Below are 22,233 nucleotides of genomic sequence, written 5' to 3'. Positions count from 1 at the left end.
ACCAGCCGGTGAACCAGCCGTGAACTAGCCGATGACGGGGGCGAGATAGCCCCGCAGGGCCTTCTTCAGTTCCCCCGTCATCGCCTGGCGCTCGTCGCCCTCGGCGGCGACCACCAGCACCACCATGGCCTGGAAGATCTGCGCGCAGACCCGGGCCGTGCGCTGCCGTTCGCCCTCCGGCAGGCCGGGGGCCCGGGCGCCGATCATCGTCTCGATCCGGCCGAGCAGGGCCGCCTGGATGGGGCGGGCGGCGTCGCTGAGGCCATCGGGCATATCGGGGCGGGCGAAGAGCGCCTTGAAGCCCGGGTTGGTGATGTTGAAGCCGACGATGGGATCGACGATCCGGTCCAGAAGGTCGTCAAGGGTGAGGGCGGCGAAGTCGATCGCGTCGAACGCCTCCCGGTGCGCGGCCCCCATCTGTGTGACGAAGCGGTCGGCCAGCGCCTGCGCCACCGCGTGCTTGTTCGGGAAGAACTGGTAGAGCGAACCGGGGGAGATGCCCGCCTCCGCGGCGATCGCGATGGTGGTGGCCTTCTCGTAGCCGACCCGCGCGAAGACAGCCGCCGACGCGTCGAGGATCTGTGCCATCCGTCGCTCGCCCCGCGCCTGCCGCCGTCGCGGCCGTACCTCGTCGGCCATGTTTCCGCTCCCTCCTCGCGCGACCGCACTCCGGCATGCCGACGCGTCTTGAAAATGCGAATCATCATTCGTATTGTGGCGCTCACCGGAACGCGAATGACTATTCGTAAATGCTACCGCCGGGGGGCTTCGTGCTGGGCACTGTCATCGCAAGACGGGCACGCTGGATCGTGGTGATCGGCGTGGGCATCGCCCTGATCGCCGCTCTCGTGGGGGCGGGCACTCTGAACGCCCTGTCCCTGAACCGCTTCGAGGCACCCGGATCGGAGTCGATGCGGGTACGCGACGCCCTCGCCGAGGAGTACGGCACCGGCAGCCCCAACATCGCTCTGCTGGTCACCGCGCGGGACGGCACCGTCGACGGCGCCAAGGCGGCGGCGGCCGGCGCGAGCCTCACCCGTGAGCTGGCCGATTACCCCGGAGTGGGGGACGCCTGGTCCTACTGGACCCGTGGCGCCCCCGCCACCCTGCGCGGCGCGGACGGCCGCCAGGCCCTGGTCCTGGCCCACGCGCCGGGCGACGCCAACCAGGTACGCCGTGAGCTGCTGCCCGACCTGGTAGCGGAGTTCACCCGCACCGGTGAGGTGGTCCGCGTCGAGGTCGGCGGTGGCGACGAGGTCTTCCGGCAGACCATGGAACGGGCCAGGCAGGACTTCCTCCGGGCCGAGCTGGTGATCCTTCCGCTGGTGCTCCTGCTGCTGTGGTGGGTCTACCGGCGGCCGTCCGCCGCGCTGGTCACCGTCGGCATCGGGCTCTTCGCCGTGCTCGGCTCGCTGGCCCTGCTGCGCGGCGTCGTGGCGTTCACCGACATCTCCACCTTCGCCTCGAACATCGCGCTGGTCATGGGCATCGGGCTCGGCGTCGACTACGGGCTCTTCGTCATCTTCCGGTTCCGTGAGGAGCTGCGGCGGGGCGCCGACGTGCCCGAGGCCGTCGCCCGGACCGTACGGGGCGCGGGCCGCACCGTGGTCTTCAGCGGCGTCACCGTCGCGGCCTCGCTGTCCGTCCTGCTCGCCTTCCCCTTCCCGTTCCTCAGCTCCTTCGCGTACGCGGGCGTCGCCGTCGTCCTCGCGGCCGTATCCGGCGCGACCGTGCTCCTGCCCGCGGCGCTCGCGCTGCTGGGCCGCCGGGTCGAGCGGCGCGGGCCCGTCAGGCCCGAGACGGCGGGCTTCTGGTTCACCACCGCCACCCGCGTGATGCGCCGCCCGCTGCTGCTCGGCGGGGCCGCGCTCGCCGTACTGCTGCTGCTCGGGTCACCGTTCCTGGGGGTGCGTTTCGGGCTGCCCGACGACCGGGTGCTGCCCGCCTCGGCACCGGCCCGCCAGATGTACGACCAGGTCCGCGACGGGTTCACGGTCGAGGAGTCCGACGCCGTCCAGGTCGTGGCCCCAGCGGGAAACGGAGGCTCGGTGGGCGCCTACGCCGCCGAACTCTCCGGAATCGAGGGGGTCGTACGCGTCGACTCGGCCGCCGGCTCGTACGCCGACGGACTCCGCGTCACCTCGCCCTCCGGGGTCTCCTACGACGCCGAGGACGGTACCGGCACCCGGCTGGCGGTCATGCCCTCCTCCGCCCGGCTGGACGCCGACGCCACCGGCCTGGTCCGTGACGTACGGGCGGTGCCCGCGCCCTTCGCGGTGGAGGTCGGCGGCTATCCGGCGGAACTCACGGACTACCGCGACGGGGTGACGGACCGGCTCCCGCTCGTCGCCGGTCTGATCGTCGCGGTGACCTTCGTCGTGCTGTTCCTGATGACGGGCAGCGTCGTGGCCCCGCTCAAGGCGTCCGTACTCAACGTCCTCAGCCTGTCCGTCATGTTCGGCGCGCTCGTCTTCGTCTTCCAGGACGGCCATCTGTCCGGCCTCCTCGGCTTCACCCCCACCGGCGTGATCGAGCCGAGCATCCCGATCCTGATGTTCTGCGTCGCCTACGGGCTGTCCATGGACTACGAGGTCTTCCTGCTCTCCCGGATCAAGGAGGAGTACGACCGCACCGGCGACGCCATCGGCTCCGTCCCGCGCGGCATCGCGCGCAGCGCGCCCCTGGTCACGGCCGCCGCCGTCATCCTGGCCGTGTCCTTCGCCGGGTACGCCACGGGAGATGTCGTCTTCCTCAAACAACTGGGGGTCGGCATGGCCCTCGCGGTGATCGTGGACGCCACCTTGATCCGCGGCGTGCTGGTACCCGCCTTCATGCGACTGGCCGGGCGGGCCAACTGGTGGGCTCCCGGGCCGCTGCGCCGCCTGCACCACCGCATCGGCCTGACCGAGCGGCCCGCGCCCGCCACCGCGGATCCCGTCACCGCTAGCGCGCCGCCCGCCACCGCTGCCCCGGATCCCGCTCCGGCACCCGTGGAGTAGCGCCCCAAGCCGGTGCCGTCCCGTCGCGGGGGTGCGGGGCGGCACCGAAGTCCTGCGCGGCACGGAGGCGCGGCGCGGAGGCGCTTCGCGGGTCCCCGAACGGCCCCGCGGGGCCCGCCATCTCGCCGCCCTGGAGCACGGCGAGTGGGACATCGTCGTCGACACCTGGGCGGCCCGGCGCCACAGCGTGCGGACCGACCGCGAGTCGGGCCGGCCCCGGAGCGGGAGGCGGAGGTGTTGAGGGGACCCGGCGGTGCGTCGAGTCAACGCGAACAGCCGCCACATACGAGGCCCTCCACCGGATTTTCCAGGAGGACACGGGGGCCATTGTCCGAGCGCTCAGAAAACTCCTCGGCGTCCCCTTCCCTGAGCCGGACAGGGCGTTTGTCGTCAGCCCAGACCTCACCGAGATCGCGCCGATCGAAAGACGCGTGGACACACTCCTCCAGGTCGAGACCAAGGGCGACGGCACATATTTATTCGCCATCGAGTCGCAGAGTAGAAGAGACCCGAAAAAGCCGGCAGCCTGGGCCTACTACCTCTCGTATATGCACGCCAAATTCGGTCACCAGCCGGTGTTGATCGCGCTCTGTCCGGACGAGGCCACCGCCCGTTGGGCCGCCCGCCCGATCACGCTCGGCATCCCCCACTCCCCGTCCCTGACAGTTCGCCCACTTGTTCTGGGTCCCGGCAACGTCCCCGTTGTCACCGACGCGCAAGAGGTGACCCGTGATATCCCGATCGCTGCCTTCTCTGCGATTACGCACAGTAGAAGCGAAAGCATCGATGCCATACTTAAGGTGCTTGCGACCACGCTCGGCAGTCTTGACCCCGTTCAGGGGATCATCTACGCCGAACTCGTTGAAGCCGGTCTCGGAAACACCCCGGCACGAGAGATCTGGAGAGACCTGATGCCCGCACTGATGAACTACTTCCGTTCCCAGCAGGCCCAGCACGCCTTCGCTGAGGTGCGTGCTGGCGATCTTCTGCGGTTCCTCAAGGGCCGGGGGCTTGCAGTCACTACCGAGACCCGTGAGCGCATCCAGTTGTGCACGGATCTGGATCTCCTCGACACCTGGCTGGACCGTGCCGTGACCGCCTCCTGCGCGGAAGAGCTGTTCGTCGGAGATTAGCGCTGAGAGGGCCGGGAGAGGGAGGCGTCGATGAACCACTCCCGGCCCAGCAGCAGACCGAAGAGCGGGGCCGGCAGCCGGAGCATCGCCCGCATGACGGCGCTCATGCGGCCCGTGCCGTTCATCTGGGAGCGGTGGGCGGCCAGGGCCGCCTGCTTCTGGCGGGCGTAGCGGCGCACGTCGTAGCGGTGGGTGACGGCCGAGCGGGGGCTGAAGCGGGTGCTCAGCTCGTCGGGAGCGAAGCGCAGGGGGATGCGCAGGAGTTGTATGAGTCGGACCAGGCGCTCGGCGGTGTCGCGGGGGAGCGTCGCCTCCAACACCCTGGGGGTCTTGGCCAGTTCGGCGGCGCGGCGGCCGACCTCGTGGACCTTGATGTGGTCGCGGTGGCCGTAGCCGCCGTTGGGGTCGTAGGTGAGCAGCATCGCCGCGTTCTCCTCGCGCAGGATCGCGGCCAGTTGTTCCGCCGCCTTCTCTGTGTCGGCCCGGGCGAAGCGCGTACGGTCCGGCGGGTCGGCGTAGAAGAGCGGGCCGTGGCCGCTGTCCGCGTAGCCGAGGTGGACGACGCGGTCGATGCCGAGCACGCACGCGCTCTTCCGCAGTTCGTGCATACGAGGCGGCTCGCGGCCCGGTGGGGCGGCGTCCATGTGGCCGTCCGTGGCGACCACGAGCACCACCCGGTGGCCCTCGTCGGCGAGTCGGGCGAGCGTGCCCCCGGTCAGCAGCGCCTCGTCGTCGGGGTGGGCGTGGAATGCCAGGACGGTAGCCATGCGGGCCATCCTGGCATTCCGGGATCAGCGGAAGGCCGCGATGTTGCGCATTGCCCAATCGGTGAAGGCGCGCGGCGGACGGCCCAGGACGCGCTCGACATCGGGGCTCACCCGCTGTTCGGCGGCCGTCGGCTCGCCCAGGATGTCGAGGGTGCCGTCCGCGACGGGCTCCGGCATGAACCGCAGCATCTCCGCCCGTGCCTGCTCCCGGCTCAGCTCGGTGAACCGTACGGGTTCGCCCAGCGCGTCCCCGATCGTCTGCGCCTGCTGGCGCGGGGAGACCGGCGCCGGGCCGGTGAGTTCGTATGTACGCCCCGCGTGGCCCCGCCCCCGCAGCGTCGCCGCCGCGACCTCGGCGATGTCCGCCGGGTCCACGACCGGCAGCCCCACATCGCCGAACGGCGCCGCGACCGTCCGCCGGGTACGGACCGACCCGGCCCAGGCGAACGCGTTGGAACCGAAGCCTCCCGGTCGCAGGACCGTCCAGTCCAGCCCCGACGCCCGCACGGCCTCCTCAAGCGCCCGCAAGGGGGCGTGGGACATCGCCTGCGGCCGCGATCCGGCCGCCTGGGACGAGAGCACGACCACGCGCCGCACCCCCGCGGATCCGGCGGTCTCCAGGAGTTCGCGGACGAGCTGTTCGCCGATCGGCAGTTCGCCCGCGAAGAGCAGGAACAGCGCGTCGGCCCCGTCCAGCGCGGGTCGCAGGCTCCCTGGGTCGGCCAGATCGGCCTGATGGTGACGTACCCCCTCCGGCAATTCCGCGCCGCCGGGCCGTCGCGACACGGCCGTCACCTGCTCGCCGATTGCGGCCAGCGCCTCCACCAGTGGTCGACCGACATTCCCGGTCGCTCCGGTTACCACGATCATGTGCGACTCCCCGTTCCGTAGTGACAGACGTTGTCCTCGCCGCGGCACGGTGAAGCTAGCATCGTGGGGATAGTAGGTACCTAGAGGAAAGTGACTATGTCCAAGGAACCGGAACAGGCGTGCCCGATCGCCCCCGTGGTCGACATCGTCTTCAGTCGCTGGACCACGCCCATCCTCTGGACGCTCCATGAGCACGGCCGTCAGCGGTTCGTGGAGCTGCAGCGCCGCATCGGCGCGGTCACGCCGAAGGTGCTGACCCAGCGGCTGCGGCAACTGGAGCGCGATGGGCTGGTGTGCCGTACGTACCATCCGGAGGTCCCGCCCCGGGTGGAGTACGAGATCAGCGACCTCGGCCGCAGCCTGGGCCCGCTCTTCGCCACACTCGCGACGTGGTCGGCCGAGAACCTGCCCGAGGTCGAGCGTGCCCGCCTGCACTACGACGGCGCGGAGGCCGCCCCTACCGGTTCCCGATGAGGCCGTCGAACGCGCCGCCCTTCGCCGCGCGTATGAAGGTGCCGAGGGCGGCGGGGGTGCTGGTGAGGATGACGTCGGGCTCGTCGCTCTCCCGTATGGGTGGCGGCAGCCGCCGGAGCCGCCTACTGGCAGCTACAGCCGGGCAGGCCGGGTCCGAACGCCGGACCCGGCCCACCCGACGGCTCAGCTCAGCAGCTCTACCTCCGCCAGCGTCGCCTTGCCGTCCGGCACCAGCCGGTAGTGCTCATACGTACCGGGCGTCCGCACCGAGAAGACGCGGGTCTGTTTGTCCCAGGTGAAGGACTCTCCCGACCTTCGGTCCAGGTCCCGCCACTTCTCGCCGTCCCGCGAACCCTGGAGCACCCACCCCGCCGGGGCCTTGCTCCGGTCGGACGAGGTCAGGGTGTACTGGACCGCGCGGCCCGCCGCCGTGACCGGCAGGTCCACCGTCTCGAAGGTCGCCTCCGTCCCCGACGTGTTGTCCAGCAGCGCCGTGCCACCGCTCGGCACCGTCAGGTCGTGGCGCGGGGTGGGCACCTTGTCGTCCTGGGTGATGGAGGACGGCGCGGCGTTCTTCCCCGTGCCCCAGGCCGACGGCTTGGCGCCCATCGCGAACTCCAGGGTGCCGCCCTTGGCGAGCACCGAGTGGGGGAGGGCCGTGGAGTTCCACGCCTTGCCGTTCACCTTCAAGCCCTGGACGTAGACGTTCGTCCGGCTGTTGCGCGGGGCCTTGATGACCAGATCGCGGCCGTTCTCCAGATGCACCGTGGCCTTGGTGAACTGCGGCGATCCGACCGCGTACTCGGAGCCGCCCATCACCAGCGGATAGAAGCCCAGCGAGCTGAAGATGTACCAGGCCGACTGCTCGCCGTTGTCCTCGTCGCCGTGGTAGCCCTGGCCGATCTCGCTGCCGGTGTAGAGGCGGGAGAGCACCTCGCGCACCTTCTCCTGGGTCTTCCACGGCTGGCCCGCCGCGTCGTACATGTACGTCACATGGTGGGCGACCTGGTTGCTGTGGCCGTAATTGCCCATGCGGACGTCCCGCGCCTCGGTCATCTCATGGATGACGCCGCCGTAGGAACCGGCGAACTCGGGGGAGGCGGTCTCCGGGGTGGAGAAATAGGTGTCCAGCTTCTTGGCCAGGCCCGCCCGGCCGCCGTAGAGGTTGGCCAGGCCCCGGCTGTCCTGGGGCGCGGTGAAGGCGTAGCCCCAGCCGTTGGTCTCGGTGTAGTCGTAGCCCCAGATCCGGGGGTCGTACTTGTCGGAGGGCACGCGCCACTTCCCCGCCGCGTCCTTGCCCTGGAAGAAGCCGGCCTTGTCGTCGAAGAGCGAGACATAGCCCTGCGCGCGGTGCAGGAAGTACTCGGACTCCTCCTTGTAACGGGCCTTCTTCGTCTTCGCGTAGAGCGCCTTGCCCATATTCGCGAGGCCGAAGTCGTTGAGATAGCCCTCCAGCGCCCAGGACAGCCCCTCATGGGTCTCGGTGCTCGTGTAGCCGAGGAAGGGCGAGCTGGACATGCCCTTACGGCCGACGCCGGACGAGGGCGGCACGGCGGTGGCGTTCTTCAGCGCCGCCTCGTACGCCGCCTCGGCGTCGAACCGTACGCCCTTCAGATACGCGTCGGCGAAGGCCACGTCCGAGCTGGTGCCGGTCATCAGATCGGCGTAGCCCGGCGAGGACCAGCGGGAGATCCAGCCGCCGTCCTTGTACTGCTGTACGAAGCCGTCGACCATCGTGCCCGCCCGTTTGGGGGTGAGCAGTGAGTAGGCGGGCCAGGTGGTGCGGTAGGTGTCCCAGAATCCGTTGTTGACGTACACCTTGCCGTCGACGATCTTCGCGCCGGTGTGGGTCGGGGTGTTCTCCCCGGTGCCCGGCGAGAAGGCGCTCGCGTACTGGTGACGGGGCTTCGCCGCCGTCCCCGTGTTCTCGAAAGCGGAATTGGGATAGAGGTACAACCGGTAGAGGCTGGAGTAGAGCGTGGTGAGCTGGCCGCGGTCCGCGCCCTCGACCTCGATCCGGCCCAGGATGTTGTCCCATTCCGCCTGTGCGGCCCGCTTGACCTGCTCGAACGACGTCGAGGCGGGCAGCTCCCGGTCGAGGTTGGCCTTCGCCTGGTCGACGCCTATGAGCGAGGTGGCGAGCCGGAGCGTGACGGCGCGGTCCTTCCCCGGCTTGAAGCGGAAGTAGCCGGTGACGTCCTTGCCGCCGCCTCCGTCCAGCTTGCCGCTCGCGCTGACCGGGGTGTCGAAGACGCCGTAGACGAACATCCGGGTGGCGCCGGTGGACAGTCCGCTCTTGACGTCGGAGTAGCCGGTGACGACGCCGTGCTCGGCGTCGAGGGTCAGCCCGCCGTCGCCCGTGACGTTGTCGAAGAGGACGCTCGCGTCCTCGCCCGGATAGGTGAAGCGCATCGCCGCGGCGTGATCGGTGGGCGCCATCTCCGCCTTCAGGCCGTTCTCGAAGGTCACCCCGTAGTAATACGGCCGGGCGGTCTCCTTCTCGTGGCGGAAGGGGAGCGCGCGGGAGGTGCGCCCGGCGTCGGGGGTGCCGGCCGCGCCGGACGGCATCACCTGGAAGGTCTGCCGGTCGCCCATCCAGGGGCTGGGCTCATGGCTCGCGCTGAACGCCTGGATGGTGGGGAGGTTGTCGGCGTTGTTGGCGCGGGCGTACTGGTAGAGCCAGTCGGTGGAGCCCGCGTTGGTCACCGGCGTCCAGAAGTTGAAGCCGTTGGGGACGGCGGTGGCCGGGAAGTTGTTGCCGCGCGAGAAGCTGCCGCTGGAGTTGGTGCCGCGGGTGGTCAGCGCGTAGTCCGACAGGTGCTTCAGCGGCTTCTCGGGCGCCTTGGGGGCGATCGAGACGTCGTCCACCCAGCCGCGGAACTGCGCGGGGCCCTTGGGGGAGTCGTAGGCCACGAGTATCCGGTCGACCGTCTTGCCCGCGGCGACCGCGCCGATCCGCGACTCCTTGTTGTTCCACTGGTTGACGTAGAGCGTCTTGGAGTCGGCCTGGCCCTGCGGGCTCATCCGGGCGCCGTGCTGGTCGACCGCCCCGGGCAGATCGCTCAGATAGGTGCCGTCGGTGAAGGCGAGATCGACCGAGACATGGGTGGCCGGGTAGTTGAGATCGGTCTCGGGCATCGACGGGAAGATCCGGTAGGACAGCCGGGTGTCCCGGGTGACGGCCGTGTCGACGTCGAAGACCTTGTTGTACGAGTACGCCCGGCCGTCCGGCTTGTGGGTGCCCGCGTACCGCAGGGCATGGGCGCCGGTGAAGCCCGCGTTGGCCTTGGCGGTGGGTGAGCCGGTCGGGCCGCGGTCGATCTGGGTGCGCATGTCGGAGGGCGCGGGCGGCGTGGTGTCGCCGGTCGCGAACTGCACCTCCGCGAGCTGGATGAGGTCGTCCCCGGCGTTGCGGGTGATCTCCAGCCGGAAGTGCTGGTACGCCGTGGTGCCGTCGAAGGAGAACTCCCGCGTCTGCTGGCGCGAGGAGAACGTCTCGTCCTTACGGGTGTCCAGCGTCGTCCAGCCGGAGCCGCCCGCCGAGCCCTTGAGGGTCCAGTCCTTCGGGTCCCGGCCGGGGGCGTCATTGGCGGAGGTGAGGGCGTAGCGAACGGCCTTCACCGGCTCGCTCAGATCGAACTCGAGCCAGGCGGTGGTGGTGTCGAAGGCCAGCCACTTGCTGGTGAGCTCGCCGTCGACGAGGTTCTCCTTGACCTCCCCGCCTTCGGCGTTCTCCCCGCTCGCCCGAACCTCGGTGACCTTGTCGGTGACATTGCCGGGGATCCCGGAGGAGTAGCCTCCGTCCACCCCGGACGCCTTCTTCTTTCCATCGGGTCCGGTCTCGACCGTGTTGCGCCAGTCGGGCTGGGGGTCGCCCGACTCGAAGGACGAGGCGAAGGCGCGGTCGGCGTGGTGCGCGGAGGCCGGGCCGGCGGGGGCGGCGACCGCACCGCCCTGGGCCGTCACCGCCAGCAGGACGGCCGCCACCAGGGGGGCCGTCCGTCCGATCCCACGCCATCGTCTCTGTGGTCGTCTCTGTCGCATACGCAGCCTCTCAACGAGTCTGACAACGTTGTCCTCTGAGTCGGGCAGAGATAAGTAGGGAGGCAGGGGGAGGGTGGTGTCAAGGATGCGGACAACCGCCAATTCGGCTCTGCCCGGCGGACGGTACGACACGGGCCGTACCACCATCGGTGGTACGGCCCATGTCCATGGGGGCGTTTCGGCGCGCCCGATGAGACTGTGTCTGGTACGTCGTCAGCCGTCGCTGTCGGACTCGGCCGCCGCAGTCGGACTCAGTCGGCGCTGTCGGACTTGGTGGCGAGCGAGAGCCGGCACTTCTTCGCGGTGTGGGAGCTGTCCGCCTTGAGCCCGGTGACCTTGATGGTCTTGTCGGCGCCGCCCGCCACGGCCGCGTCGGACTCCACCCCGGTGGTCACGGCCTTGTCGGAGCTGTCGACGAAGCCGACCAGCAGCGAGTAGTAGGCGGTACTGGAGCCGGAGTTGCTGATCTTCACATTGGCGTAGGGCTTGCCGTCCGAACCCCATCCGCACGTTCCCATCTTGGCGTCCGGGGTGATGAGGCCGGAGCCGCCGGTGGGGGAGTCCGACGGGTCGTCATACGGGTCGTCGGTGGGGTCGTCGGTGGGCTCCTCGGTCGGCGCCTGGGTGGGCTTCACCGGCAGCTGGGCCATGCCCTTGCCTATCGCCGCGCCGCCCTTGCTGTCCCCGGCCGACGAGCCCCCTTTGCCGGAGCCGCACCCCGCGGTGATCGCGAGTGTCGCGGTCACGACAATGCTGGTGGCGAGGGTGAGCTGCTTCCGGGACACGGGAACCGCCTTTCGTGGAGCGCGCACGGCGGCGTGCCGCACGGACTGTCTCCACCTACGGTATGTCGGGCAGGTCTCAACTCGGGAAAGACTGATACCCGATGACCTCTCGATCTTGCCCATATGAGGCCCAGTGGACTATACCTGTCGCCCCAGGGGGAAGGCCGCACCACGGCCCATATCGGAGGGCCTCGGCGGGTCATCCGCACTCCCCGGCGTACACCCAGCAATACTCCGCTTGACGCTTCAACTGACCCGCGGTGTCGGGCCCCTCGCCGGAGGCGAGTATGTACGGGAAACCGTTACACCGCCTGAGTCCTGACGAAGGCGAGGACTTGAGCATGGGATCCACCTCAGATGTCGGCCGTCGCGATCTGATCAAGCGCTCGGCGGCGCTCGGATTGATCTCCGTGCCCGCGATGAGCGCGCTGTCCGCCTGTGCCAGTGGCGGTGACGACGACGCCAAGAAGGTCGACAAGGGCAAGAAGAGCGCCAAGAACCCGCTCGCCGTCAATGAGAGCGCCGCGCTCGACGTCGTCATCTTCGACGGCGGCTTCGGGCAGCAGTACGCCAAGGACGCCGAGGCGGAGTACGCCGCGGCCTTCCCGAAGACCAAGGGCAAGGTCAAGCACGCGTCCACCCAGAAGATCCAGACCGTGCTCCAGCCGCGCTTCAACGGCGGCACCCCGCCGGACCTCGTCGACAACTCCGGCGCCGAGCAGATGGACATGGGCACCCTGGTCGGGAAGAACCAGCTGACCGACCTCACCCCGCTGCTGGACGCGCCCTCCCTCGACGACCCCAGCAAGACGGTGCGCGAGACCCTGCGCCCCGGTGTCGTGGAGATGGGCCAGTTCGACGGCAAGCCGGTGTGGATCCTCTACTACGCCTACACCGTCTACGGCGTCTGGTACTCCAAGAGCAATCTCGCCAAGCTCGACGTGGAGTACCCCGAGACCTGGGACGACATGCTCAAGGTCTGCGAGGCGGCGAAGAAGAAGGGGATCGCGGGCTGGACCTACCCCGGCAAGTACCCCTACTACCTGCCGTTCAGCCTCTACCCCTTCATCGCCAAGATCGGCGGCCGGGACGTCCTGGACTCGATCGACAACCTGGAGCCGAACGCCTGGAAGCACCCGGCCGTCAAGGCCGCCTTCGAGGCGTACTACGAGCTCTACAAGAAGGGCTACATCCTCAAGGGCACCCCCGGCCTGACCCACATCGAGTCCCAGACCGCGTGGAACCAGGGCAAGGCGCTGTTCATCCCCAACGGCTCCTGGGTGGAGAACGAGGCGAAGAAGACCACGCCCAAGGACTTCCAGATGGCGGTGGCCGCGCCGTCCAGCCTGGACAAGAGCGACAAGCTGCCGTTCGGCACCCTCTGGGCCTCCGGCGGTGAGCCCTTCATCGTCCCGAAGGCGGCCAAGAACCCCCAGGGCGGCATGGAGCTGCTGCGGATCATGCTCGGTGAGAAGTCCACCAAGAACTTCATCAAGCAGGTCTCCTCGCTCTCCTCCCTCAACGGCGGCACCGAGGGGCTCAGCCTGCCGTCGGGCCTGGCGTCGGCGCAGGAGGCGCTGACCAAGGCGGGCAAGAACGTGGTCAACCCGCGGCTCCAGGACTGGTACGTGACGCTGCAGAAGCAGCAGATCGGCGTCGGCGCGCTCGGCGAGATGATGGCGGGCCGGATGACCCCCGCCGAGACGATCAAGAAGTGCCAGAAGTTCGCCGATGAAACGGCCAAGGACGACGCCGTCAAGAAGTACAAGCACGTCTGATGCGGCTCCACGCGTCGCCGGCGGCATTATCCGTAGGGGAAGACCGAGGTCGGTAGAAATGCAGCATGGGAAGTACCGGTTCATCGCGGGGTTCCTGGCCCTGCCGGTGATCCTTTACGCGGTCTTCGTGATCTCGCCGTTCGTCCAGGCCATCTACTACTCCTTCACGGACTGGACCGGGCTGAGCTCCGACTTCAAGATGGTCGGGTTCAAGAACTACAACTGGCTGCTGCATGACGACCTCTTCTGGAAAGCGGTCGGGCACAATGTCGTGCTGCTGCTGGTGGTGCCGCTGGTGACGCTCGGCCTCGGGCTCTTCTTCGCCTTCATGCTCAATGTGGGCGGCCGGGGGAGGAAGAACTCGGCGATCTCCGGGGTGCGCGGGTCGAGCCTGTACAAGGTGATCTACTTCTTTCCGCAGGTGCTGTCGATCGCGATCGTCGCCCTGCTGTTCCAGTTCACCTACAACCCGCGCAACGGCGCGATCAACGCCTTCCTCGGCGGAATCGGCCTGGAATCGTTCCAGCAGCAGTGGCTGGCCGATCCGAAGCTGGCGCTGTGGTGCCTGATGGCGGTGATGGTCTGGAGCAACGTCGGCTTCTACGTCGTCCTCTTCTCCGCCGGGATGAGCTCCATCCCGAGGGACTTCTACGAGGCGGCGCTGCTCGACGGGGCCAACCGGATCAAGACCTTCTTCCGGATCACCCTGCCGCTGCTGTGGGACACGGTCCAGACCGGCTGGATCTATATGGGCATCATCGCGCTCGACGCGTTCGCCGTGGTGCAGATCATGACCGTGGGGCCGGGCGGCCCCGCCGACTCCACGCAGGTCATGGGCTACTACGTCTACACCAAGACCTTCCACGACGGGCAGGCCGGACGGGCCACCACGATCGGCGTCGCGATGCTCATCGTCACCCTGATCTTCGCGGTCATCGTGACCAGGCTGGGCCGGCGCGAGCGGCTGGAGTACTGATGCCGATCACACCGGCCGCACCCGGCCACCGCCGCCCGACCACCGATCTGGGGGTACCGCAGTGACCTCGCACGCAGAGCCCTCGGAACTCCCGGGCGTCACCAAGGAGGACGAGGCGCCGCCCGCCGGGCCCGTCCGCAAGCAGCCGCCGCCGGGCTTCACCCCCGAGGGCCGGGTCGGCAGCGAGGGCAAGGTCCTCAACGTCTTCTCGCACGGCATCCTGGTGGTCTGGGGGCTGCTCGTCACCCTGCCGCTGCTGTGGGCGGTGATGAGCTCCCTCAAGACCGACAAGCAGATCTTCACCTCGCCCTGGGGGCTGCCCTCCGCCCTGCACTTCGACAACTGGACCCGGGCCTGGAGCAAGTCGAACATCGGCGACTTCTTCCTCAATACGATCCTGGTGGTGGGCTGCTCCCTGATCGGGACGATGCTGCTGGGCTCGATGGCGGCATACATCCTGGCTCGCTTTGAATTCCCGGGAAAGCGATTCATCTATTTCATGTTCGTCGGCGGGATGAGTTTTCCCATCATCCTGGCGCTGGTGCCGCTGTTCTTCGTGATGAAGAACATGAGCCTGCTCAACACCTTCCATGGGCTCATTCTGGTCTATATCGCCTATTCGCTGCCGTTCACGGTCTTCTTCCTCACCTCGTTCTTCAAGACGCTGCCGTCCTCGGTCGCGGAGGCGGCCCTGATCGACGGGGCGTCCCATACCCGTACGTTCTTCCAGGTCATGCTGCCGATGGCGAAGCCCGGCCTGATCAGCGTCGGGATCTTCAACTTCCTCGGCCAGTGGAACCAGTACATGCTGCCCACGGTGCTCAACACCGATGAGGACAAGCGGGTGCTCACCCAGGGGCTGGTGCAGCTCGCGGCCAGCCAGCAGTACAAGGGCGACTGGTCCGCGCTTTTCGCCGGTCTGGTGCTGGCGATGCTTCCGGTGCTCGGCGTCTACATCCTCTTCCAGCGGCAGGTCCAGGCGGGCCTGACCGCGGGCGCGCTCAAATAGGAGCGGCCGGAGAACGCTCTTCACGGCCCCGTCCTTTCCGCCGCGCGGAAAGGACGGGGCCGTGTGCTGTGGGCCGCCCCAGGGATTCCGTTCCGCCGCGCCGGCCGTACGCTGGCGGGGATATCGCCGCGATGGCGTGGACCCGCCGGGAGACGGGCGGGAGGTATCCAGAGGTGCCCGGGAGCCATCCGGAGGTGCGCGAGCGGCATCCGGAGGCGGGCGGGAGATATCAGGAGGCGGACCGGAGATATCAGAAGGTGCCGCCGGGCGTCCCGCGACGGTCAGGGACTTGACGTGGGACAACCGTGGCGGCTCAGCTTAGAGTTCACATGTTGGAGACACCGCTGGGCCTCACTGCTGCGGCCCGGCCGGCGGAGCGGCCGTCGTGCCGCCCGCGAAGGCGGGAGTGGATGGGCGTGGAGACTCCGGGATCGCAGTCGTCGCTGCACCGGGCCAATCTCGAGCGGGTGGTCCGTGCGGTGCGGATGGCGGGCTCGCTGACCCAGGCGGAGATCGCCCGGTCCACCGGGCTGTCCGCCGCCACCGTCTCCAACATCGTGCGTGAGCTCAAGGACGGCGGAACGGTCGAGGTCACCCCCACCTCGGCGGGCGGCCGCCGGGCGCGCAGCGTCTCGCTCAGCGGCGACGCGGGCATCGTCGTAGGGGTGGATTTCGGCCATACGCATCTGCGCGTCGCCATCGGCAACCTCGCCCATCAGGTGCTGGCCGAGGAGGCCGAGCCGCTGGATGTGGACGCCTCCTCCTCACAGGGGCTGGACCGGGCGGAGCAGCTCGTCAGCAGGCTGATCACGGCCAGCGGGCTCAGCCAGGACAAGGTGGTCGGCGTCGGTCTCGGGGTGCCCGCCCCGATCGATGTGGAGACCGGCACGCTGGGCTCGACCGCGATCCTGCCGGGCTGGGCGGGCACCAATCCGCGCGATGACCTGGCGCAGCGGCTCGGGGTGCCGGTGCATGTGGACAACGACGCCAACCTCGGCGCGCTCGGCGAGCTGGTCTGGGGCTCCGGCCGCGGGGTCGCCGACCTCGCGTACATCAAGGTGGCCGACGGTGTCGGCGCGGGGCTGGTGATCAGCGGGAAGATCTACCGCGGCCCCGGCGGTACGGCGGGCGAGATCGGCCATATCACCCTCGACGAGTCGGGCCCGGTGTGCCGCTGCGGCAACCGCGGCTGTCTGGAGACCTTCACCGCGGCCCGCTATGTGCTGCCGCTGCTGCGATCCAGCCATGGCGCGGATCTCACCGTGGAGCGCATGGTGCAGCTGGCCCGCGAGGGCGACCCCGGCTGCCGGCGGGTGATCGGGGATGTCGGCCGGCACATCGGCAGCGGGGTGGCGAACCTCTGCAATCTGATCAATCCGAGCCGGATGGTGCTGGGCGGTCAGCTCGCCGAGGCGGGGGAGCTGGTGCTGGGCCCGATCCGGGAGTCGGTCGCGCGGTACGCGATCCCCAGCGCGGCCCATCAGCTGTCGGTGATGCCCGGGGCGCTCGGCGGCCGGGCCGAGGTGCTGGGCGCGCTGGCGCTGGTGCTCAGCGAGATGGGAGATTCGACGCTGCTGGACGGTGCGCTCTCGGCGGGGGCTCCGGCCCTCACCTGACCGCCGAACCGCGGCCGCCCGCCCCGGTCTTGCCTGAGCGGCTTTGTCCGGTCACGCTCCGTCTATCCGGCCTGTCCGGCTGCGTTCACTCAGATAACGAATGGCACCGTTGCCATCTCGTTAAGGATTTACTTCTTGACGCCATGCGGGCGGCCGAGTTGACTTCCAGCCACCTCGGCCGCAATGACGCGGCCTCGTCAGGGAGGTCACCCCCAAATGAACGCAACGATGCGTCGCGTCACTCTCGCTGCTTCTGTCCTGTCGATGACCGTCGCCCTCGCCGCCTGTGGTTCGGCGAAGGAGGCCGACAGCGACAAGAAGGACGAGAAGAAGAAGACCGGGCCGCTCACGATCGGGCTGCTGCTGCCCGAGGATCAGACGGCCAGATACGAGAACTTCGACCGGCCTTTCGTCACTCAGAAGATCAAGGCACTCTGCGCCGACTGCAAGGTTCTGTACGTCAACGCCAAGTCGGACCCGTCGGTTCAGCAGCAGCAGGTCGACTCGATGATCACCAAGAAGGTCGACGCGATCATCCTCGACTCGGTGGACTCCAAGTCCATCGCCAGCTCGGTCAAGAAGGCCGACGAGGACGGTATCCCCGTCATCGCCTACGACCGGCTCGCCGAGGGCCCGGTCTCCGCGTACACCTCGTTCGACAACGAGACGGTCGGCAAGGTCCAGGGGCAGGCCCTGCTCAAGGCGCTGGGCAACAAGGCCAAGAGCGGCAAGATCGTCATGCTCAACGGCTGGGAGGCCGACCCCAACGCCGCCATGTTCAAGAAGGGCGCGATGTCCGTCCTCAAGGGCAAGGTCAACATCGGCAAGTCGTACGACATCGACCGCTGGCTGGCGGACAAGGCCAACGAGGCCATGACGGGCGCCATCTCCTCCCTCGGCAAGGACAACATCGTCGGCGTCTACTCGGCCAACGACAGCATGGCCGGCGGCGCGATCACCGCGCTCAAGAGCGGCGGCCTCAACCCGCTGCCCCCGGTCACCGGGCAGGACGCCGAACTCGAGGGTGTGCGCCGGGTCGTCTCCGGCGAGCAGTACATGAGCGTCTACAAGTCCTACCTGGACGAGGCCACCGCCGCCGCGGACATGGCCGTCGCGCTCGGCCGCGGGGAGAAGGTCAACGAGTCCAACACGGTCGACAGCCCGACCACCAAGGACATCCCGGCGACGCTGATCACTCCGGTCTCGCTGACCAAGGAGAACATCAAGGACACCGTCATCAAGGACGGGATCTACAAGATCGACCAGATCTGCACCGCCAAGTACAAGGCGGCGTGCGCCTCGGCCGGTCTGAAGAAGTAGCGGCGCGGGGCCGTCCGGACCTTCGCGGACGGCCCGCCCGCCCCCTGACACACCCCCCAACCGAGGGGAGAGCGCGCTCTTCCCTCCGTCACACAGCAGGGACTCCCTGCCCGGAACGGAGATGGCCATCGTGCCGAACGGACCCGTGTTGGCGTTGCGCGGGATCTCCAAGCGGTTCGGCGCCGTCCAGGCGCTCACCGACATCCATCTGGAGGTCCACGCCGGTGAAGTCGTCGCCCTGGTGGGCGACAACGGCGCCGGCAAGTCGACCCTCGTCAAGTCCATCGCCGGAGTCGGTCCAGCCGACGAAGGCGTCATCGAGTGGCAGGGCAAGTCCGTCCAGGTCACCCGGCCGCACGACGCCCAGGAGCTGGGCATCGCGACCGTGTACCAGGACCTCGCCCTCTGCGACAATATCGACGTCGTCGGCAACCTCTTCCTCGGCCGCGAGATCCTGCGCGCCGGGGTACTCGACGAGGTCGAAATGGAGCGGCGCTCCCGCGAGTTGCTGCAGACCCTGTCGATCCGCATCCCCAGTGTGCGGATCCCGATCGCCTCGCTCTCGGGCGGCCAGCGGCAGACCGTCGCCATCGCCCGTTCGATGCTCGGCGAGCCCAAGCTGGTGATCCTGGACGAGCCGACCGCCGCCCTCGGCGTCGAGCAGACCGCGCAGGTCCTCGACCTGGTCGAGCGGCTGCGCGACCGTGGCCTCGCCGTCATCCTCATCAGCCACAACATGGCCGACGTCAAGGCCGTCGCGGACCGCGTCGCGGTGCTGCGGCTGGGCCGTAACAACGGCATCTTCGATGTGAAGACCACCTCTCAGGAAGAGATCATTTCCGCCATCACCGGCGCCACGGACAACGCCGTGACCCGTCGCAAGGCGCGTAGCGGGGAGGTCGCGAAGTGACCACGAACGTCGACAAGACCAACGGCGGCGCGTCGAACGGCGGCAACAAGGCGAGCGGCCCGGCCGACGTCAACCCCGTCGCCAAGGACGCGGTCACCGTCGTCGACCCCCGGCTGCTGGTCCGTCAGGAGGGGTTCAAGGGCTATCTGACGGAGTTCGGCCGGAAGATGCGCAGCGGCGATCTGGGCGCGGTCCCGGTCATCGTCGGCATCGCCATCATCTGGGCGGTCTTCCAGTGGAAGGACAGCGCCTTCCTCTCGCCCAAGAACCTCTCCGACCTCTCCATCCTGCTCGGCGGCACCGGCATGATCTCGGTCGGGATCGTCTTCGTGCTGCTGCTCGGTGAGATCGACCTGTCCGTCGGCTCGCTCAGCGGTCTGGCGGCGGCCACTTTGGCGGTGCTCAACGTCAACGAGGGGGTGCCCGAGGGGATCGCGGTGATCGCCGCGCTCGCCAGCGGCGCGGCTCTCGGCGCGCTGCACGGTTTCTTCTTCGCCAAGATAGGCGTCCCGGCCTTCGTGGTGACCCTGGCCGGTCTGCTGGCGTGGAACGGTCTGATGCTCCAGGTGCTCGGCACCACCGGCACCATCAGCATCGCGGACGACAGCTTCGTGCGGGATCTCACCGCTCATTACTTCAGCCAGCTCATCGCCGCGTACGGGGTGGCCGCGCTGGCGACGGCGGGCTTCTTCCTCGCCCAGTTCCTGGACAGCAGGCGCCGTAAGGCGGTCGGCGTGCCCTCGCGGCCGCTGAGCGAGATCCTGGTCCGCACGGGCGTGCTCGCGGTGATCACCTTCGTCGCGGCCTGGCGGCTGAACGAGTACAAGGGTCTGCCCCTCGCCTTGGTGATCTTCGTGGCGGTGCTGGTGATCCTCGACTTCGTGGTCCGCCGCACCGCCTACGGGCGCAAGGTGATCGCCCTGGGCGGCAGCGTCGAGGCCGCCCGCCGCGCGGGCATCAACGTCGTCGCCATCCGGATCTCGGTCTACTCGCTGGCCGGGCTGATGGCCGCGTGCGGCGGCATCATGATCGCCTCCCGGATCGGCTCCGCCAGCCAGCAGGCCGGCACCGGCAACCTGCTGATGGAGGCCATCGCGGCCGCGGTCATCGGCGGCACCAGCCTCTTCGGCGGCCGGGGCTCGGTCTGGTCGGCGCTGCTCGGCATGCTGGTCATCGGCTCGATCTCGTCGGGGATGAACCTGCTGGGCGTCGCGAACTCCGTCCAGTACATGATCACAGGTGGCGTGCTGCTGGCCGCCGTCGTCATCGACTCGGTGTCCCGCAGGACACAACGGTCCGCGGGTCGCGGCTGACCCGGACGTCTCACCCGGCTGCCCGGTGCCTCCACGGAGGCGCCGGGCAGCTGTCTGAAAAGAACACGCGTGACGGACATCGCATGGGGGGAGGTCTGCGCCGGAGGGCGGAACATTAGACTCGGGCGGACCGGCAAGCTCCATGGAGACGCTCGAAGCAAGGAGGCACGGGTGCTGCTGACCCGCATCACGGGACCGCGCGATCTGGACCGGCTCACTCCGGAGGAGCTGGACCAGCTGGCCGCGGAGATCCGCTCCTTCCTCGTCGACGCCGTCTCCAAGACCGGTGGCCATCTCGGCCCCAATCTCGGCGTGGTGGAGCTGACCATCGCCCTGCACCGGGTCTTCGAGTCGCCCCGGGACAAGGTGCTGCTGGACACCGGGCACCAGTCCTACGTCCACAAGCTGCTCACCGGCCGCCAGGACTTCTCCAAGCTCAAGAGCAAGGGTGGTTTGTCCGGTTATCCCTCGCGGTCCGAGTCCGAGCACGACGTCATCGAGAACAGCCACGCCTCGACCGTCCTCGGCTGGGCCGAGGGTCTCGCCAAGGCCAATGAGCTGCTCGGCAAGCAGGACCATGTGGTCGCCGTGATCGGCGACGGCGCGCTGACCGGCGGTATGGCCTGGGAGGCGCTCAACAACATCGCCGCGGCCAAGAACCGCCCGCTGGTCATCGTCGTCAACGACAACGAGCGCTCCTACGGCCCGACCATCGGCGGCCTGGCCAACCACCTCGCCACTCTCCGCACCACCGACGGCTATGAGCGCTTCCTGGCCCGCGGCAAGGACCTGCTGGAGCGCACCCCGGTCGTCGGCAGGCCGCTGTACGAGACGCTGCACGGGGCCAAGAAGGGGCTGAAGGACTTCATCACCCCGCAGGGCATGTTCGAGGACCTGGGGCTGAAGTACGTCGGCCCGATCAACGGCCATGACATCGAGGCGCTGGAGTCGGCGCTGCAGCGGGCGAAGCGTTTCGGCGGCCCGGTCATCGTGCACTGCCTCACCGAGAAGGGCCGCGGCTACCAGCCCGCCCTGCAGGACGAGGCGGACCGCTTCCACGCCGTCGGGAAGATCCACCCGGACACCGGGCTGCCGATCTCGGCCTCCGGCGCCGACTGGACCTCGGTCTTCGGCGAGGAGATGGTCAAGCTCGGCGAGGAGCGCGAGGACATCGTCGCGATCACGGCGGCCATGCTGCACCCGGTGGGGCTCACCGAGTTCGCCAAGCGCTTCCCGGAGCGGGTCTACGACGTGGGCATCGCCGAGCAGCACGCGGCCGTCTCGGCGGCCGGGCTCGCCACCGGCGGGCTCCACCCGGTCTTCGCCGTGTACGCCACCTTCCTCAACCGCGCCTTCGACCAGGTCCTGATGGATGTGGCCCTGCACAAGTGCGGGGTGACCTTCGTACTGGACCGCGCCGGTATCACCGGCACCGACGGGGCCTCGCACAACGGCATGTGGGACATGTCGCTCCTGCAGGTCGTCCCGGGCCTGCGGATCGCCGCCCCGCGCGACGCCGACCAGGTCCGCGCCCAGCTGCGCGAGGCCGTGGAGGTGGCGGACGCGCCGACCGTGGTGCGCTACTCCAAGGGCGCGGTGGGCCCGGCGGTCGCGGCCGTCGGCAGGATCGGTGGCATGGACGTGCTGCGGGAGCCCGCGGCTGCCGACCGTGAGCGGCCCGATGTGCTGCTGGTCTCGGTGGGCGCGCTGGCCCCGATGTGCCTGGAGATCGCCGACCTTCTCGACAAACAGGGCATTTCCACTACGGTGGTCGACCCCCGCTGGGTCAAGCCGGTCGACGAGGAGCTGCCCGCCCTCGCCGAGCGCCACCGCGTCGTCGTCACCGTCGAGGACAACAGCCGGATCGGCGGTGTGGGCTCCGCCGTGGCCCAGGCGCTGCGCGACTCGGGCGTCGACATGCCGGTGCGCGACTTCGGCATCCCGCCGCGCTTCCTCGACCATGCCTCCCGTAAGGAGGTCATGGCGGAGATCGGGCTGACCGCACCGGACATCGCCCGGCAGGTCACCGGGCTGGTCTCCAGGATCGGCGGCCGCTACGGGAGCGAGTCGGCGGACGCGGGCTCCCATGGCGCGGATGTGACCCGGTCGACGACGGCCGAGCCGGTGCGCGACTGAACCACCGGGCCGCCACCCCCTTCCCACCCGGGCCGGCCGGAGCCTCCTGCTCCGACCGGCCCATCGTGTGTCCCCCGGGCCCGCCCCCATCGGGTGAATCGGC

16 protein-coding genes are annotated in these 22,233 nt (G+C 69.0%); 11 read left to right on the top strand and 5 right to left on the bottom strand.

The features are described 5' to 3' along the window. Positions 1 to 24 precede the first annotated feature (24 nt). Entirely contained in the window at positions 25 to 639 is a 615-nt protein-coding gene (locus tag J5X86_RS33790) for a TetR family transcriptional regulator (protein ID WP_208520496.1), read from the bottom strand. A 110-nt stretch (positions 640 to 749) separates the two neighbouring features. Between J5X86_RS33790 and J5X86_RS33785 the strand changes: the two genes are divergently transcribed. Continuing rightward, the gene (locus tag J5X86_RS33785) at positions 750 to 2,999 is read left to right on the top strand and encodes an MMPL family transporter (RefSeq protein WP_208520495.1); all 2,250 of its coding nucleotides are present in this window, start codon (positions 750 to 752) and stop codon (positions 2,997 to 2,999) included. Positions 3,000 to 3,430: 431 nt separating this feature from the next. After that, entirely contained in the window at positions 3,431 to 4,132 is a 702-nt protein-coding gene (locus J5X86_RS33780; RefSeq protein WP_243982109.1) for a hypothetical protein, read from the top strand. Here J5X86_RS33780 and J5X86_RS33775 read toward each other — a convergent pair. Beyond that, a complete protein-coding gene (locus tag J5X86_RS33775) occupies positions 4,129 to 4,899 on the bottom strand; it encodes a PIG-L deacetylase family protein (RefSeq protein WP_208520494.1) in 771 nt (256 codons plus the stop codon). The two genes, J5X86_RS33780 and J5X86_RS33775, sit on opposite strands and share 4 nt — an antisense overlap. Positions 4,900 to 4,923: 24 nt before the next feature. Beyond that, the gene (locus J5X86_RS33770) at positions 4,924 to 5,769 is read right to left on the bottom strand and encodes an NAD(P)H-binding protein (protein ID WP_208520493.1); all 846 of its coding nucleotides are present in this window, start codon (positions 5,767 to 5,769) and stop codon (positions 4,924 to 4,926) included. 96 nt (positions 5,770 to 5,865) lie between these two features. Here J5X86_RS33770 and J5X86_RS33765 point away from each other — a divergent pair, with 96 nt between their 5' ends. Beyond that, the gene (locus tag J5X86_RS33765) at positions 5,866 to 6,243 is read left to right on the top strand and encodes a helix-turn-helix domain-containing protein (protein ID WP_208520492.1); all 378 of its coding nucleotides are present in this window, start codon (positions 5,866 to 5,868) and stop codon (positions 6,241 to 6,243) included. Between the two features lie 183 nt (positions 6,244 to 6,426). Here J5X86_RS33765 and J5X86_RS33760 read toward each other — a convergent pair whose 3' ends face one another. After that, positions 6,427 to 10,287, bottom strand: a complete 3,861-nt coding sequence (locus tag J5X86_RS33760) for a GH92 family glycosyl hydrolase (RefSeq protein WP_208520491.1) — start codon at positions 10,285 to 10,287, stop codon at positions 6,427 to 6,429. A gap of 251 nt (positions 10,288 to 10,538) precedes the next feature. Beyond that, complete coding sequence (locus tag J5X86_RS33755) at positions 10,539 to 11,072, bottom strand: hypothetical protein (protein WP_243982107.1); 534 nt, start codon at positions 11,070 to 11,072, stop codon at positions 10,539 to 10,541. A 341-nt stretch (positions 11,073 to 11,413) separates the two neighbouring features. Here J5X86_RS33755 and ngcE point away from each other — a divergent pair, with 341 nt between their 5' ends. The 8 genes from ngcE (at position 11,414) to dxs (ending at position 22,130) form a co-directional block, all read left to right on the top strand. Further along, positions 11,414 to 12,850, top strand: a complete 1,437-nt coding sequence (ngcE, locus tag J5X86_RS33750) for an N-acetylglucosamine/diacetylchitobiose ABC transporter substrate-binding protein (protein WP_208520489.1) — start codon at positions 11,414 to 11,416, stop codon at positions 12,848 to 12,850. Positions 12,851 to 12,908: 58 nt separating this feature from the next. Beyond that, positions 12,909 to 13,826 (top strand): carbohydrate ABC transporter permease, encoded by a 918-nt coding sequence (locus J5X86_RS33745; protein ID WP_208520488.1) that lies wholly within the window; start codon positions 12,909 to 12,911, stop codon positions 13,824 to 13,826. Between the two features lie 61 nt (positions 13,827 to 13,887). Then, positions 13,888 to 14,835 carry a carbohydrate ABC transporter permease gene (locus J5X86_RS33740; RefSeq protein WP_014055516.1) on the top strand — a complete coding sequence of 316 codons (948 nt, stop codon included), beginning with the start codon at positions 13,888 to 13,890 and terminating at the stop codon, positions 14,833 to 14,835. A 416-nt stretch (positions 14,836 to 15,251) separates the two neighbouring features. After that, on the top strand, positions 15,252 to 16,451 hold the full coding sequence (locus J5X86_RS33735) for an ROK family transcriptional regulator (RefSeq protein ID WP_078647720.1): 1,200 nt from the start codon (positions 15,252 to 15,254) through the stop codon (positions 16,449 to 16,451). A gap of 216 nt (positions 16,452 to 16,667) precedes the next feature. Next, a complete protein-coding gene (locus J5X86_RS33730) occupies positions 16,668 to 17,771 on the top strand; it encodes a substrate-binding domain-containing protein (protein WP_208520487.1) in 1,104 nt (367 codons plus the stop codon). Positions 17,772 to 17,892: 121 nt separating this feature from the next. Beyond that, the gene (locus J5X86_RS33725) at positions 17,893 to 18,681 is read left to right on the top strand and encodes an ATP-binding cassette domain-containing protein (protein WP_078644379.1); all 789 of its coding nucleotides are present in this window, start codon (positions 17,893 to 17,895) and stop codon (positions 18,679 to 18,681) included. After that, complete coding sequence (locus J5X86_RS33720; protein ID WP_208520486.1) at positions 18,678 to 19,994, top strand: sugar ABC transporter permease; 1,317 nt, start codon at positions 18,678 to 18,680, stop codon at positions 19,992 to 19,994. Before J5X86_RS33725 ends, J5X86_RS33720 begins: the two co-directional genes overlap by 4 nt. Positions 19,995 to 20,165: 171 nt before the next feature. Next, positions 20,166 to 22,130, top strand: coding sequence for a 1-deoxy-D-xylulose-5-phosphate synthase (gene dxs, locus J5X86_RS33715; RefSeq protein WP_208520485.1), 1,965 nt, complete (start codon positions 20,166 to 20,168; stop codon positions 22,128 to 22,130). The last annotated feature ends 103 nt before the right edge of the window (positions 22,131 to 22,233 follow it).

Source organism: Streptomyces sp. NEAU-YJ-81 (assembly GCF_017592595.1).
Lineage (GTDB): Bacteria > Actinomycetota > Actinomycetes > Streptomycetales > Streptomycetaceae > Streptomyces > Streptomyces hygroscopicus_B.
The sequence above is the reverse complement of the archived record's forward strand: the minus strand, read 5'-3'. Positions and strand labels throughout refer to the sequence as shown.